General features: G+C 44.9%; 18 protein-coding genes and 1 pseudogene. 15 read left to right on the top strand and 4 right to left on the bottom strand.

All coding sequences use genetic code 11. From position 1 onward, the window contains the following. Positions 1–36 precede the first annotated feature (36 nt). The 9 genes and pseudogenes from queC to ABXT60_RS11595 all read left to right on the top strand — a co-directional run. Positions 37–726, top strand: a pseudogene (gene queC / locus ABXT60_RS11635) (7-cyano-7-deazaguanine synthase QueC); the annotation flags it as partial. Continuing rightward, on the top strand, positions 726–1,376 hold the full coding sequence (queE, locus tag ABXT60_RS11630; protein WP_443630306.1) for a 7-carboxy-7-deazaguanine synthase: 651 nt from the start codon (positions 726–728) through the stop codon (positions 1,374–1,376). The pseudogene queC and the gene queE, both read left to right, overlap by 1 nt. Then, positions 1,376–1,732, top strand: a complete 357-nt coding sequence (gene queD, locus ABXT60_RS11625) for a 6-carboxytetrahydropterin synthase QueD (protein WP_046483914.1) — start codon at positions 1,376–1,378, stop codon at positions 1,730–1,732. Before queE ends, queD begins: the two co-directional genes overlap by 1 nt. 3 nt (positions 1,733–1,735) lie before the next feature. Next, positions 1,736–2,149, top strand: coding sequence for a CoA-binding protein (locus tag ABXT60_RS11620; protein ID WP_443630305.1), 414 nt, complete (start codon positions 1,736–1,738; stop codon positions 2,147–2,149). A 312-nt stretch (positions 2,150–2,461) separates the two neighbouring features. Then, complete coding sequence (locus ABXT60_RS11615) at positions 2,462–2,851, top strand: MAPEG family protein (protein ID WP_443630304.1); 390 nt, start codon at positions 2,462–2,464, stop codon at positions 2,849–2,851. Between the two features lie 64 nt (positions 2,852–2,915). Then, on the top strand, positions 2,916–3,722 hold the full coding sequence (locus tag ABXT60_RS11610; RefSeq protein WP_443630303.1) for a helix-turn-helix transcriptional regulator: 807 nt from the start codon (positions 2,916–2,918) through the stop codon (positions 3,720–3,722). 90 nt (positions 3,723–3,812) lie between these two features. Continuing rightward, positions 3,813–4,367, top strand: a complete 555-nt coding sequence (locus ABXT60_RS11605) for a YbhB/YbcL family Raf kinase inhibitor-like protein (RefSeq protein ID WP_443630302.1) — start codon at positions 3,813–3,815, stop codon at positions 4,365–4,367. 127 nt (positions 4,368–4,494) lie between these two features. Beyond that, the gene (locus ABXT60_RS11600; protein WP_443630301.1) at positions 4,495–5,097 is read left to right on the top strand and encodes a flavin reductase family protein; all 603 of its coding nucleotides are present in this window, start codon (positions 4,495–4,497) and stop codon (positions 5,095–5,097) included. 105 nt (positions 5,098–5,202) lie between these two features. After that, positions 5,203–5,577: a hypothetical protein gene (locus tag ABXT60_RS11595; protein ID WP_443630300.1), complete on the top strand. Its 375-nt coding sequence runs from the start codon at positions 5,203–5,205 to the stop codon at positions 5,575–5,577. A gap of 48 nt (positions 5,578–5,625) precedes the next feature. On the opposite strand, the gene ABXT60_RS11590 is transcribed toward ABXT60_RS11595, so the two are convergent. Next, on the bottom strand, positions 5,626–6,483 hold the full coding sequence (locus ABXT60_RS11590) for a PA4780 family RIO1-like protein kinase (protein WP_443630299.1): 858 nt from the start codon (positions 6,481–6,483) through the stop codon (positions 5,626–5,628). Between the two features lie 51 nt (positions 6,484–6,534). Continuing rightward, on the bottom strand, positions 6,535–7,230 hold the full coding sequence (locus ABXT60_RS11585) for a GNAT family N-acetyltransferase (protein ID WP_443630298.1): 696 nt from the start codon (positions 7,228–7,230) through the stop codon (positions 6,535–6,537). 211 nt (positions 7,231–7,441) lie between these two features. On the opposite strand from ABXT60_RS11585, the gene prfB reads away from it, so the two are divergent. From prfB to ABXT60_RS11565, 4 genes are all read left to right on the top strand, one after another. Next, positions 7,442–8,540 (top strand): peptide chain release factor 2 gene (prfB, locus tag ABXT60_RS11580; RefSeq protein ID WP_443630297.1). Its coding sequence is split into 2 segments (ribosomal slippage): positions 7,442–7,516 and positions 7,518–8,540, totalling 1,098 coding nucleotides; the frame shifts between segments, so codons are not numbered across the junction. 61 nt (positions 8,541–8,601) lie between these two features. Beyond that, on the top strand, positions 8,602–10,098 hold the full coding sequence (gene lysS, locus ABXT60_RS11575; RefSeq protein WP_443630296.1) for a lysine--tRNA ligase: 1,497 nt from the start codon (positions 8,602–8,604) through the stop codon (positions 10,096–10,098). A gap of 15 nt (positions 10,099–10,113) precedes the next feature. After that, positions 10,114–10,863, top strand: a complete 750-nt coding sequence (ung, locus tag ABXT60_RS11570; RefSeq protein ID WP_443630295.1) for a uracil-DNA glycosylase — start codon at positions 10,114–10,116, stop codon at positions 10,861–10,863. A 41-nt stretch (positions 10,864–10,904) separates the two neighbouring features. Then, on the top strand, positions 10,905–11,276 hold the full coding sequence (locus ABXT60_RS11565) for a hypothetical protein (RefSeq protein WP_443630294.1): 372 nt from the start codon (positions 10,905–10,907) through the stop codon (positions 11,274–11,276). Between the two features lie 6 nt (positions 11,277–11,282). Here ABXT60_RS11565 and ygfZ read toward each other — a convergent pair whose 3' ends face one another. Continuing rightward, positions 11,283–12,239, bottom strand: coding sequence for a CAF17-like 4Fe-4S cluster assembly/insertion protein YgfZ (gene ygfZ / locus ABXT60_RS11560; RefSeq protein WP_443630293.1), 957 nt, complete (start codon positions 12,237–12,239; stop codon positions 11,283–11,285). Positions 12,240–12,343: 104 nt separating this feature from the next. Between ygfZ and ABXT60_RS11555 the strand changes: the two genes are divergently transcribed. Continuing rightward, a complete protein-coding gene (locus tag ABXT60_RS11555) occupies positions 12,344–12,610 on the top strand; it encodes an FAD assembly factor SdhE (protein WP_443630292.1) in 267 nt (88 codons plus the stop codon). Continuing rightward, entirely contained in the window at positions 12,582–13,025 is a 444-nt protein-coding gene (locus ABXT60_RS11550; protein WP_443630291.1) for a hypothetical protein, read from the top strand. Before ABXT60_RS11555 ends, ABXT60_RS11550 begins: the two co-directional genes overlap by 29 nt. Here ABXT60_RS11550 and nadB read toward each other — a convergent pair. Then, positions 13,006–14,610, bottom strand: coding sequence for an L-aspartate oxidase (gene nadB, locus ABXT60_RS11545; protein WP_443630290.1), 1,605 nt, complete (start codon positions 14,608–14,610; stop codon positions 13,006–13,008). The genes ABXT60_RS11550 and nadB overlap by 20 nt on opposite strands. Positions 14,611–14,734 lie beyond the last annotated feature (124 nt).

The following is a 14,734-nucleotide window of genomic DNA, read 5'->3' as shown; positions in this document are numbered from 1 at the left end:
AAGGTATACTGCGCGGCTTAATTATTTGCATTACAGACTAGCCGCACCATGACCTTAAAAGCCAAACCCAAAGCCGTTGTCATTTATTCTGGTGGCATGGACTCCTACACCGTATTGCACCTTGCTTTGCAGCAGGGGTACGATGTTTTTGCGGTGTCTTTTAACTATGGTCAGCGCCACAGTAAAGAGCTAGATGTGGCAGCAAAAGTGTGTGCCAGCTTAGGGGTGCCTCATAAGTTAGTAGATATTACCGCCATTAATCAGTTGTTGCAGGGCTCTTCGCTTACGTCTACAGACATTGATATACCCACAGGCGAATACGAAGAAGACAACATGAAGTCTACTGTGGTACCCAACCGCAATATGATCTTGTTGTCATTAGCCATTGGTTACGCTGTGTCTTTAGGCTCTACCGAAGTATTTTATGGTGCCCATTCTGGTGACCACGACATTTACCCCGACTGCCGGCCAGAATTTGTAGACGCCATGAACATTGTGTCTGCCATTGCCAACTACGATGATGTACAAATTATTAGCCCCTTTTTACACCAAAGTAAGTTAGCTATTTTGCAGGCAGGTTTAAACATGGGCCTAGACTACGGCCAAACTTGGACTTGCTACCTAGGCCAAGAAAAAGCCTGTGGTAAGTGTGGCTCTTGTGTAGAACGTTTAGAAGCGTTTGCTAAAGCGGGCCTCACAGACCCCGTGCCCTACGTGGCCTTATAATGTTGTATTCCGTTAAAGAAATTTTCTACACCTTACAAGGTGAAGGCAAACAAGCAGGGCGACCTGCGGTGTTTTGTCGTTTTGCGGGCTGCAACTTGTGGACAGGCAGTGAAGCACGCCGTGGCACAAGTATTTGCGATTTTTGTGACACAGATTTTGTAGGCGTAGATGGCACCTTAGGGGGCCGTTATAAGGCGCAAGAGTTGGCTCAGCTAATTGCTAGCTGCTGGCCAGAAGGTTTGCCGGGCCACCCACTTGTGGTGCTTACAGGTGGTGAGCCCATGCTGCAGGTAAACGAGACCTTAGTGCATGAATTACATGACCAAGGGTTTGAAATAGCCATAGAAACTAACGGCACCTTGCCCGTACCTGCTAGTATAGACTGGATTTGTGTAAGCCCTAAGGGCAGCTCTAAAATTGTACAACTAACTGGCCACGAACTTAAGCTGGTATACCCACAGCGTTTGGCCATGCCAGAACAGTTTATAGATTTAGATTTTGAAAACCACTACCTACAACCGTTAGATAAGTCGTATATTGCAACCTCTAACGACGACGACAACTACGTGCAACAAACCATCGATTATTGCATGCAACACCCCCAATGGCGTTTGAGTTTGCAAACCCATAAAATTACAGGCATTCGTTAATGGAAATCTATAAAGACTTTAGTTTTGATTCAGCCCACTTTTTACCCAATGTGCCAGCAGGGCATAAGTGTGGTCGCTTGCATGGCCACACCTTTCAATTACGCATTGTTGTTTCTGGCCCAGTGGGTGAGACAACAGGTTGGATTATGGATTTTGGTGACATTAAAAAGGTATTTAAGCCACTTTACGAACAGTTAGACCATAACTATTTAAACGATATTAAAGGTCTGGAAAACCCTACCAGTGAGGTAATGGTGCAGTGGATCTGGCAGCAACTTAAGCCGCTATTACCCCAGCTTTCGCGCTTAGAGCTAAAAGAAACCTGCACTTCTGGCTGTGTTTATATAGGTTCCTAACCCATGGCTATTGATGGTTTAACCAATGACGACATTAAGCATATTCGTGATGAAGTAAAAACTATCGCTGTGGTTGGCTTGTCTCCCAAGCCCCACCGTGCCAGCCATCAGGTGGCCTTGTATTTGCAACAGCAGGGCTACCAAATTATTCCTGTTCACCCGCAGCATAAAATTATTTTGGGTTTAACCTGTTATGCAACCCTTGCTGCCATCCCTATAAATGTAGACATGGTAGATTGTTTTCGTGCCGCTGAAGCCATGCCGGCCTTAGCAGATGAAGTGATTGCCATAGGCGCCAAGGTTATGTGGATGCAGCTAGACATTTACCATGCCGATGCTGCAGCCAAGGCAAGAGACGCTGGTATTATGGTAGTCATGGATCGCTGCCCTAAAATTGAGTTCCCTAAGCTTAATTAACCCCTATCCATTAGTCTGCACTATCGCCTTTTTATCCTTGCCTTTAGTACCTATTAAACAGAAACACTGCCCTTAGCTGCTCAAAAATAACACACATTAAGGAAGTGGTGCTCCTGTATCAACATGTTATATTGTTTATCTTGGCCCCTAATTATATGTATAATTTCAACGCATGAGATTAAAATTTTTGTGCAAGCCGTTTTATAACAAAATAATGAAGAATTGTGCAGGAAAAGAAAAGGCATGGACTGGGTCCGCTGACAGCCGCCTTTAATCAAGCGCCTAAACCCCTACATTAAATAAGGAAAAATGATGACCATTGCATATTGGTGCATACTTTTAGCATGTTTATTACCCTGGTTCTCTATTGGCTATGCTAAATTTTTAGCACCTAAGGCTGCGTTCAGTGAGTTTGATAATGAAGCCCCAAGAGACTTCTTATCACAGCTTGAAAATGACCGTAAGCGAGCAGTTTGGGCGGAAAAAAACACCTATGAAGCACTGCCACTATTTATTGCAGCTGTTTTGGTGGCTCACCAAGCTGGGGCTGATCAATATTTAATTAATGTCTTAGCGGCGCTTTTTGTTGTGCTACGGGTCATTTATATTGGCCTTTACATAGCTAATTTAGCGACTCTAAGAACTGTGGTTTGGGTGTCTGCAATAGGGTGTTCTGTTGGCATGTTCTTAATAAGCATATAAGGCTTAGTAGGGCGCTAAACTTACATAAAAATATAGGCTATATAGCGGCACTGCAGGTTAAAGCATGAACAATTTAAGCACTAGTATTAAGCAAATATTTTCTGAATCTAAGGTGCTACCCTTTTCGGTGTATACCTCTGTACATGTGCAAAAGCTGTTGAATGTGCCTATTTTAAAGCCACTGTTAATTGTTGTCATTAGTGGCGACAAAATGCTGGGAAAAAATAACGAGATTATCTGTCATTCAGGCCAGTTTATTTTTTTGTCAGATAGCACATCTATCAACATGCGCAACATCCCTAAACACAATTCATATTTTGCGATGTTAATTGAGTTTAATTATGAAGACTTTGAAGGCATTCCAAATCATCATGCAAACAAACCAGACTATTTTATAGGCAACACCACGCTAGCACTTAAGCACTGTTTACAGCAGTTTGTAGAAAGTTCAGCCTGGGCGCCAGAAGAAATAATAGCCATAAGAAAAAGAGAAATTCTAACCCTGCTTTATCATCTGGGTTATACAGAAGTGGTGTCAATGAAGGGCCAGCAAAAAATCAGCCAGCGCCTGCATGACTTGTTCTATGAGAAAAATTTCCACAAGGTTACTATGGACTATATCTGTCAACAGTTAGCGATGAGTGAATCTACCTTGCGCCGCAAGCTGGCCGCAGAAGGGACCAGCGTAAAAGCTATTAAAGGCAGGGCAAGGTTGGGGCTAAGTTTGCACCTGCTGCAAACCACAAGTGATGGCATAGGCCTAATTGCAGAAAAGTGTGGTTATCACTCGCAGTCTCGCTTCACCCAAAGGTTTAAAGCGCATTTTGGGTTAACCCCCTCTGAACTAAGGAAAACTAAAGTGACGGATTAAGGCGAATAGTTGAACGTTTTTGCTCTAAACGAAGCCGCAAGTTGGTATTAAACTGGGGCTTCAATTAATAACGCATTTACAAGGCTCGTCATGAAAAACATGTTAAAACTCTTTTCAGCTGCAACACTTATGGTCTCTTTGCCTGCTTTAGCAGGCTCTTTCACTTTGTCTAGTAATGATATTGCTCAGGGCGAATTTATGGACAAACAACAAGAATTTGGTGGTTTTGGTTGTTCTGGTGAAGATCTGTCGCCTCACCTTAAGTGGTCTAATGCACCCGAAGGTACCAAAAGCTTCGCAATCACAGCGTATGACCCAGATGCACCTACAGGCAGCGGCTGGTGGCACTGGCAGGTTGTTAACATCGCTGCAAATGTAACCGAGACAGCAACCAACGCTGGCAGCGCAATGGAAGATCTAGCGCCTGCTGGCAGCACACAAATACAAAATGATTATGGTGTAGCTGCTTTTGGTGGCGCTTGCCCACCAGAGGGGCATGGCGTGCATCATTACCGCTTTACTGTACATGCGCTTTCTGCCGAAACACTTGAATTACCAGAAAATGCTTCTGGAGCATTGGCAGGCTATATGATTAATGCCTACACCATCGAATCCAGCACTATTGAATCTCTTTACGAACGATAATCTAGCTATCTATTAGCCAAAAACGGGACCTAAAGCGCTGCTTTGGGTACCGTTTAGTTCGGGATTAGCTGTAAACTAAGCGGCAAGAAAAATGTCCTTAAATTGCAGTACCACGAGAAAAAAGAAAATGATTTTTGATGTTTCTGAACTAGCCGCCCAAGAAAAATACCGCCTATTAAATGGTGGCGTAACACCTAGGCCTATTGCGTGGATTAGCACGCGTTCAAGCGATAACATTGATAATTTGGCACCTTATTCTTTCTTTACTGTTGCCAGTTGCAACCCGCCTGTACTTTTGTACACCCAAGTAACGCAACGAAGTGGTGTGGATAAAGACACTCTGCAAAATTTAATAGCAACAGGTGAGTGTGTTATTAATATAGTAAACGCTCCGCTGTTAGAGAAAATGAACATGACCAGTGCAGGCCTGGCTATTGATAAAAGCGAATTTAATTTTGCTAACGTCCAAAGCTGTTCTAGTCACAACGTTCTGCCTTTGTCTGTCAAAGACTCACCTATTCGTTATGAGTGCTCCTTAAGGGACATTATTACCATTAGTGATTTACCAGCGGGTGGACAAGTGATACTCCTGGATGTGAAATGTATCTATGTACACGACACCTTGTATGAAAACGGCACTATAAACCAAGCTTTAGTAAATTCTGTAGGAAAAATGGGTGGTGACTACTTTAGTCTAACCACTGAACGTGCAGAGCTTACACGGCCTTAACTATTTTAGTGAGTAGTGCACTAAGTAGCGGCTAAACATCCCACGGTTCAGTTTTAGTTTATGTTAATACGCGATAGTATTAAAAAAATATGATTAAGGGGTTATATGGCGTTATATAAATCAACATTCTCAGTAATAGGTACGCTTGCAATTTTAGCACTAGTGCTTGGGCTGTTTATGGATGTAAAAAATGTAGATAATACACAAGGTGGATACGAGTATCCCTTTCAAGGATGGAGTGGAACACCAATAGATTTTTCGGTCATGTATCAAACCAAAGAAGGCCTGTTTAAAAAAGGCTATGTTGTTGATCAACTATTTAACTGTAATACTGGACTAATTACTTGGGAAGTATTCGGGGTTATCAAAGGCCAATTTAGATTGTTTTCTGAAAGAGCTATTGTCGTTCATAAACCCCAGGATGAGTGCAAAGCTAGAGGCTTTAATCCTAACTCTTGGGCCAAAAGCGACCTACTTTAAGGTATGTTTTTACATGCCTTAATAGTATACGCATACTCTAGGTTAACTCTAACCTGCAGATTCGGCGTCTTTAATGCGCTCCAGCCTGCTTTGCTCTTCAAGAAACGCCTGTTTAATTTCTTCTAGCACAGTATCCACATCTGCAGACGCAGTGTCTTCTTCAAAGTACCCAGTGAGCTGCGTGTCTGGTTGCAGTTCGCCTGCTTCAAACAAGGCCCACATTTCTGGGCCATAGCGGGTGTGGCTTAGTTGGGGTGCATATTGGGCATAGTAGTTAGTAATGTTTTCTACATCGCGCTGGTGCATGCTTTGTGCATTATTATTCGCGGCGGCATCCACCGCTTGTGGCAGGTCTATAATCACTGGGCCATGGTCGTCTACCAGCACATTAAATGGTGAAAGGTCTCCATGCACTAACCCTGCGCACAGCATGCGCATAACATCGTGCATAAGGGTTTCATGGTCTGTTAATGCTTGTTCTTGGGTCATAGACACATCGTTTAAACGAGGGGCAACATCGCCATCGCCATAGGTGATCAGCTCCATTAACAACACGCCATCAAAACAACCGTAGGGTTTGGGTACACGAACCCCAATGTCGGCCAGCTTGTAAAGTGCAGTTACCTCAGCAGATTGCCACACTTCTTCTTGTTGTTCGCGGCCAAATTTTGAGCCTTTGCCCATCGCCCGGGTTCTGCGGCTGTTGCGAACTTTTCGCCCTTCTTGGTAGGTTACAGCCTGTTTAAATGCACGTTTTTCAGGTGCTTTATAAATTTTTGCACAACGGATTTCTGACCCACAGCGCACCACAAAAACATCGGCTTCTTTGCCACTCATTAAAGCTCGGATCACTTCATCTACTAAGCCGTTTTCAACAAGTGGAAGTATTCGTTTTGGAATTTTCATAGTGCTATTGTACATTAGTTAAATAGGGATGGAATACAGAAGTTGTGCCCCTTATATACTTAATTTGCTTAGCTGCATGCCATCAGCAGAAAAGTTTTCTGTGGCCAACCAACGCTCATACTCTGCCTGTATGGCAGGCCAATGCGTATCAAGGACAGAGAACCACGCGGTATCTCTATTGCGGCCTTTGTACACTGCTGCTTGTTTAAACAGGCCGTCAAAGCTAAAACCAAGGCGTTGGGCGGCTTTTTTAGAGCCTGAGTTTAAATTATCACACTTCCATTCATAGCGGCGGTAGCCTAAGTTAAAGGCGTTTTTCATCATTAAGTACATGGCTTCTGTTGCTGCTGTGGTGGCCTGCAGGGCGGGGGAGTAGTTAATGTGGCCCACCTCAATAACCCCTGCTGCTGGCTGAATACGCAAATAGGTTGCTATACCCACCGCTTTGCCATTAGAGGCGCTCACTATGGCGTAAAATAGAGGGTCTTGGGTTTCACTATGGCCAGTTAACCACTGTTTAAGTTCGGCTTGTGTGGTGAAGGGGCCATAGGGTAGGTAAGTCCAAATGCGGTCTTGCGTGTCTGCACTATAGGCCTGCCATAAATCTTCGCCATGGCATGTTGCATCAAGCGGTTCTAGGCGGCAATAGGCCCCTACCATGATTTTTTTGGCTGGCTCTGGGCAGGTGTTCCAAGTAGGCAACATACAGCCAATTTCTTGGCCTAAAGAATTGAGACGAGCAGACATAAACACACCTAAATAATGGAAACTTAGGTCATATTAGGTGATCTTAAGATAAAAACAAATGACTTTAATGGTCATCTAATATGTTGGTGAAAAATGCCCTCTCAGAGCAGCTTATAAAGGCACAGGGAAACGGTGCCAAAAATGGCCACTATCGGGTATAATGCTGTGATTATTTTGCACTCACTTGTGCCACCGCTTTTCGGTAACTTTAATGTTTGAAATCAATCCTTACATCCTGTCCATGAAAGACCTAGCTGAGCGCACCCATGTGCTTAGGGGGTACCTTTGACTATGTTGGCAAACAAGAACGCTTAGTTGAAGTAGAGCGAGAACTAGAGCAGCCGGACGTATGGAACGACGCAGAGCGAGCGCAAGCCTTAGGTAAAGAACGCAGTTTGCTTGAAGGCGTAGTCAACACCATAGACACCATGGACAGTGGTTTGATAGATGCCCGTGAATTACTAGACCTTGCCGTAGAAGAAAACGACGAAGACACCCTAAACGAAGTGCAGCCAGAACTTGATGCCCTAACGGATAGTTTAGAAAAGCTTGAGTTTAGGCGCATGTTCTCTGGGGAAATGGATCCCAACGCGGCCTTCCTAGACATTCAATCAGGGTCTGGTGGCACAGAAGCACAAGACTGGGCCAGTATTATTTTACGCATGTACCTGCGCTGGGGTGAGCAAAAAGGCTTTAAAGTAGAGCTGATGGAAGTCAGTGACGGTGACGTAGCTGGTATAAAAAGTGCCACTATTCGGTTTGAAGGTGACTATGCATTTGGTTGGTTACGCACAGAAACAGGCGTGCATCGTTTGGTGCGTAAGTCGCCGTTTGATTCCAGCAGCCGCCGCCATACCTCCTTTGCTTCGGTATTTGTGTCGCCAGAAATTGACGATGATATTGATATAGAAATTAACCCATCCGACGTGCGAGTAGACACCTACCGTGCTAGTGGTGCTGGTGGTCAACACGTTAACAAAACAGATTCTGCAGTGCGCTTAACCCATGGGCCATCTGGTATTGTGGTGCAGTGCCAAAACCAGCGTTCGCAACATCAAAACCGTGATTCGGCTATGAAACAGTTGCGTGCTAAATTGTATGAGCAAGAAATACATAAGCGCCAGGAAGCCTCTCAAGCCCTAGAAGACACTAAATCTGACATTGGTTGGGGTAGCCAAATACGCTCCTATGTTTTAGATGATCAGCGCATTAAAGACCTGCGCACCAACGTGCAAACTGGTGGTTGTGATAAGGTGTTAGATGGAGACTTAGATCAATTTATTGTAGCCAGCTTAAAAGCGGGTTTGTAAGCACTAACTTAAACTTAACGACTCAGTAAAAAAACATTACCCAATTGTAGAACCCACACCTATGAATGATACAAACGACAGTTTAATCCAAGACGACAACAAGCTTATTGCCGAGCGTCGTGCCAAATTGGCCAAGCGCAGAGAAGCAGGAAACGCGTTTCCTAATGATTTTCGCCGAGACAGCTACGCCCAAGATCTTCAAGATACCCATGGCGAAAAAGATAAACCAGAGTTAGAAATCTTGGCCCTTCCGGTGAAAGTGGCAGGTCGTATTATCCGTAATCGCGGTGCGTTTATGGAGATTCAGGATGTGTCTGGTCGTATTCAGCTTTATGTTAATCGTAAAGGTTTAGCACCAGAGCAATTGGCCGAAATTAAAACCTGGGACCTAGGTGACATTGTAGGTGTGGTGGGTGTGTTACAGAAATCGGGTAAAGGCGATTTGTTTGTGGACATGACGGATCCACAGTTGTTAACTAAAGCGTTGCGCCCGTTACCTGACAAGCACCATGGCCTTGCAGACCAAGAGATGCGCTATCGCCAGCGTTATGTAGACCTCATTGTTAACGAAGAGTCTCGTAAAACGTTTATTATTCGTACCCGTGTTGTAGAAGCGATTAGGCAGTACTTAATTGCCCGTGAGTTCATGGAAGTAGAAACCCCCATGATGCAGGTGATCCCTGGTGGTGCATCTGCGCGCCCCTTTATTACCCATCACAATGCCTTAGACCGTGACATGTACTTGCGTGTTGCTCCAGAACTTTACCTAAAGCGTTTGGTGGTAGGTGGTTTTGAGCGAGTGTTTGAAATTAACCGTAACTTCCGTAACGAAGGTTTGTCTACTCGCCATAATCCAGAATTTACCATGTTAGAGTTCTACTGGTCTTATGCCGACTTCCGCGACCTAATGGACTTAACAGAAGGCATGTTGCGCCACATTGCAGAGTCTGTATTGGGCAATAGCAAAGTAACTTACCAAGGAAGTGAGTATGACTTTGCTCAGCCATTTACCCGTATATCTGTATTTGATTCTATCTTGCATTATAACCCCAGCATTACAGCCCAGCAGTTGGCTGATGAGGCCGGTGCGCGCGCTATTGCTGAAGGCCTTGGCATTCCACTTAAGCCCTACTATGGTTTGGGCAAGGTGCAAATTGAAATCTTCGAAAAAACGGTAGAAGATCGCTTAGACCAGCCCACTTTTATTACTCAATACCCAGCAGAAGTGTCTCCTTTGGCGCGCCGTAATGACCTAGATCCATTTGTCACAGACCGTTTTGAATTCTTTGTTGGTGGCCGTGAAATTGCTAATGGTTTCTCAGAGCTTAACGATGCTGAAGACCAAGCCGAACGTTTCTTAGCCCAGGTGGCTGAGAAAGACGCTGGTGATGACGAAGCCATGCATTATGATGCAGACTACATCGCAGCTCTAGAGTACGGCATGCCGCCTACCGCTGGTGAAGGTATTGGTATTGATCGCTTGGTGATGTTGTTTACCGACGCTGCTTCTATTCGAGACGTGTTGTTGTTCCCACACATGCGCCCTGAAACTAAATAGCACCGCTATATAATAATGGCCCATCCCATTTGGCAAAATGCACACCTAAACCAGCTTGATGAAGGCTGGCGCAAGGTGTTGCAGCCTTGTTTCAGATGCCCACAAGTTGAAAATTTAGCCATATTCCTTCAAGGTAAACTCGATCAGCAGGTTATTCTGCTACCACTTCAAAAAGATTGGTTTAATGCGTTTAAATTAACCCCTTTTAACGAGGTTAAAGTGGTTATTTTGGGTCAAGATCCATACCATGGGTTCGACCAAGGGGAGCCCCAGGCCCATGGCCTAAGTTTTTCCGTTAACAAAGGCACTAAAACGCCGCCCTCATTGCGTAATATTCTTAAAGAACTAAGCACAGACTTAGCTATACAGCCGGCTGCCCATGGTGATTTGTCCCAGTGGGCAAAGCAGGGCGTATTGCTGTTAAATACGGTGCTCACTGTAGAGCAAAGCCAAGCAGGTGCTCACCAAGGTAAAGGTTGGGAAAGCCTCACTAATGAAGTGATCAAAGCGCTCAGCGAACAACGTTCGGGGCTAGTTTTTATGCTATGGGGTAAGCCTGCGCTAGCAAAGGCTGCGCTGATCGATGCAAACAAACACTACGTGCTTGAGGCGGTTCACCCGTCGCCTTTATCAGCGTATAGAGGTTTTTTTGGATGTGGCCATTTTTCTAAAGCTAATGACTATATAGTGCGCCAGGGTGGCCATGTTATTAACTGGCAGCGCACACCTCTGCTAGCAGAGGCTAACCAAATCCAATTATTGTAAAATCTGCTAAGCTAATAGTAGTGAAAATACAGGGCTTAAACATGGCAGACACACCAGAATATCGCGGTTGGCTCTATTCCGTGCTCATTGCAATTGATCAGTTAGGTAATGCCTTGGCTGGTGGTTATGCAGATTCAACCATTTCTGCACGGGTGGGCTACAATGCGCGGCATTCAGCTTCTGTGAGGAAAAATTACTGGCGTTTATTAGAATGGGTTATAGATTATACCTTCTTGCCCTTGGATGGCCCGAACCACTGCTATCAAGCTTATTTGGCGGGTAATAAAACCCACTACAGAGACGGCAGCGATGCTATGCGAGTTGTTTTAAGTACCTTAATCTTATTTTGGGCTATGCCTATTGCCTTAGCTACTCGCATTTTGGCACAGCGCAAACACGCAAATAAGCCCTAATGCTATTTATAGCTTAATACGTTCGAACACTTGGGGATCTATTTCATAAGGTAACGGCAAAAGGGAAATGCTAGCGTCCTCTTGCTCGTTTAGGTGCAGCTGATCTTCTTGTGCCTCTGTGCAATTAATCACTGCGGTAAAGGCATAAGCATTTTTGCCTGTGCACGCAATGCTGGTAATTTTGCCGACATTTTTTCGTTTGCTGGCATTAATTTGTTGGCCTACTTCTAAGGCCTCAAGGGAGGTCACTTGGCCAATAAATATGTGGCGTTTGAGTTTTCCTAGGTATTGCATCCGTGCCACAACTTCTTGGCCGGTGTAGCACCCCTTTTTAAAGTTAATGGCCCCAGTGGCCTGTAAATTAAGCATTTGAGGTACGTAGCTATCGCTTATGTCGGGGGTCACATAAATTAACCCCTGATTAATTTGCCTAGCGTCCCAAGCAGATATTTTGGCTAAACTAGCCCCATGTTTTAGGCTGGCTATTACACCTTCTTTTGCAGTGGCGCGGCAATAAACAATAAATTCATTATTTTCGGCATTATTACTCCAAACTAAGCACTCTTCGTTTTGAATGGCACCAAGACGGGTATCGGGCACAAAACCAAACGTCGCCTTAATGCAGGCTGCGGCGTGGTCACCCCATACTACAAAACGGCACCAATCACTGCTGGCATCGTAGAGCTTAGCTTTAGAAAAAACAATGTACTTAGCCATGGCCTGTTGCATAGTAGCTACCATACTCAGGGGCATGTGCAGCAGCAAAGTGTCTTTATGGGACACTAGGTCAAAATTGGCAATAACGTTACCTTTTGGGGTGCAGTAAGCTCCTGCTTGCCCTTGGCTCTTTGTAACTTCATTAACGTCGCAGGTTATCTGGCCTTGCAGGAATTTTTGAGCGTCTTGGCCAGTTAAGCCTAGACTACCAAAATGATCTAATGGGCAAAAATAAGTGTGTTTCATGGTGTTAAATGATCTAAATGTGAATGCCTAGCAGGCATATGTTGATAGTTTGCGCTAAAATTAAACCCTAGTATATAGGGTATGGGTTAAGACAGAGGAATTCAATGTTGAATGAAACAGAATTAAAACGACAGGTTTGGCATAGTCGCCGTGGCATGCTGGAATTAGACGTTTTATTAGGGCCATTTGCCCTGCATGCGTTGCCATTAATTAGTGCTGATGAGCAGCAAGTATATGTGCGCTTACTAAGTCAGCAAGACCCAGACTTGTTTGCTTGGTTTATGGGCCATGGCGTTAGTGATGACCAAACCATGGTGGCTATGGTTAAAAAAATAAAAGACTATGCTCAGTCGAGCCAAATTCCAGCTTAAGGCCTCTGCACACCTTAGTTATGTATGTGCTGTGGTTTGGTCGGTATTAAGCCTATGTGGCTTGGGCATAACGGGTTGGTCTTGGTTTTGTCTTGCTTATGTGGTGTTTGCAGCTGCGGTGCTAGGTCATTGGGTTTGGCGTTGGGCTTGGCTTAAGTCTAGCACTAGTATGGTCGCTATAAGCTGGACACCCAACGAAGTGTGTTGCTATTTAAAAAATGGTGACCAGGTAAATGGCGTTATTATGGCGAAGTCAGCCTTTAACCCCTACTTTATTACGTTGCACATTAAAACCACACAGGGGCATATATTCTGGTGGCCACTTATGGCGGACAGTGGGCCTGCAGATATGCTGCGTAAATTAAGAGTCTTTGGCCGTTGGCACAGCCAATCCCTTACTGCCAATCAAAATTAGACGGTGTCATAATAGTGTTGCGCGCTATTTGCAGTGTTTCAGGATAATCTAACGTGTAGTGCAGCCCTCGGCTTTCTTTGCGTTGCTGAGCGCTGTGAATAATAATAGATGCCACAAGAGCTAAGTTTCGCAGCTCTATTAGGTCTGCACTTACGCGATAGTTACTATAAAACTCATTAATTTCACTGAGCAATAGCTCTACTCGGTGCTGCGCACGAGTGAGGCGTTTGTCTGTGCGCACAATGCCTACGTAATCCCACATAAAGCGGCGTAATTCGTCCCAGTTGTGGGAAATAATAACGTCTTCATCAGAATCCTTTACCTGGCTTTCATCCCACGCTGGAATAGCGATGTTTGGTGAGGCTTGGGCCCAGTGGGTTTCAATGTGTCTTGCTGCAGCATGGCCATACACAAAGCATTCTAGCAATGAATTGCTCGCCAAGCGGTTAGCTCCATGCAAACCTGTGAAGGCTGTTTCGCCTACAGCATAAAGGCCTTCTATATCCGTCATGCCATCTTGGTTAGTAATAATGCCACCGCAGGTATAATGGGCGGCAGGAACAACGGGAATAGGATCTTTGGCAATGTCTATGCCAAGGTTCATGCAGCGTTGATAAATATTAGGAAAGTGAGACTGAATAAACTCGCGGCCACGATGGCTTATGTCTAGGTACACACAGTCATCACCGAGGCGTTTCATTTCGTGGTCTATAGCGCGTGCCACTATGTCTCTTGGAGCTAGCTCTAGGCGCTCATCAAAACGCTGCATAAATGGTTCGCCATTAGCTAATACTAGCTTGCCACCTTCACCACGTATGGCTTCAGTGATCAAAAACGATTTAGCTTCTGAATGATAAAGGCAGGTGGGGTGGAATTGGTTAAATTCCATATTTGCTACTCTACAACCTGCTCGCCAAGCCATGGCAATACCATCGCCAGATGAACCGTCTGGGTTGCTGGTATAGAGGTAAACCTTGCTGGCTCCACCGGTTGCTAAAATGACACATTGAGCCTTAAATGCGTTCACGTGTCCCGTTTCTTGGTCTAATACATACGCGCCTACGCAGCGGTTGCCCGGCAAGCCTAATTTTGCATTAGTAATTAGGTCTACAGCCACCTGATGGTGCAATAGATGTAGATTTGGGGCTTCTGTGGCGCGTTCGAGTAGGGTGGTAGTTACCGCAAGGCCTGTCCAGTCTGACGCGTGAATAATACGCCTGTGGCTATGGCCTCCCTCTTTAGTAAGGTGGTAGCCGGTAGGGTCTTCGTGGTCTTGGGTAAAAGGCACTTTCTGTTCAATAAGCCAGTCTACACTAGCCTTAGCTTGCTCTACTGTAAACTGTATGGCTTCTGGGTCACCAAGGTGAGCGCCTGCAATAAGGGTGTCCTGGATATGGTTGTCTATACGGTCTTGTTGATCTAACACCGCAGCAATGCCACCTTGCGCCCAAGCCGAGGAGCCAGCATCTAATTCATCTTTGCTGATAACAGCTACTTTTTTGGTCGTTGCTAAGCGTAAACCCAAACTAAGCCCAGCCGCGCCTGAACCGATAATAAGCACATCGTATTGAAAGTCTTGTTGCATAGGGAAGTTGTAACACGTCACTTTGATAATTTATTATAGCTTGTACAGACACTAAGGTGAAACGCTAATTACAGTGCGATATGTGTTTTAACTGACTAGATTTGGTCTGAACTTAGTGCCAGTT

This window comes from Candidatus Njordibacter sp. Uisw_056, from assembly GCF_047730085.1.
Lineage (GTDB): Bacteria > Pseudomonadota > Gammaproteobacteria > Pseudomonadales > Balneatricaceae > Njordibacter.
This window is presented reverse-complemented; position numbering and strand designations above follow the sequence as displayed.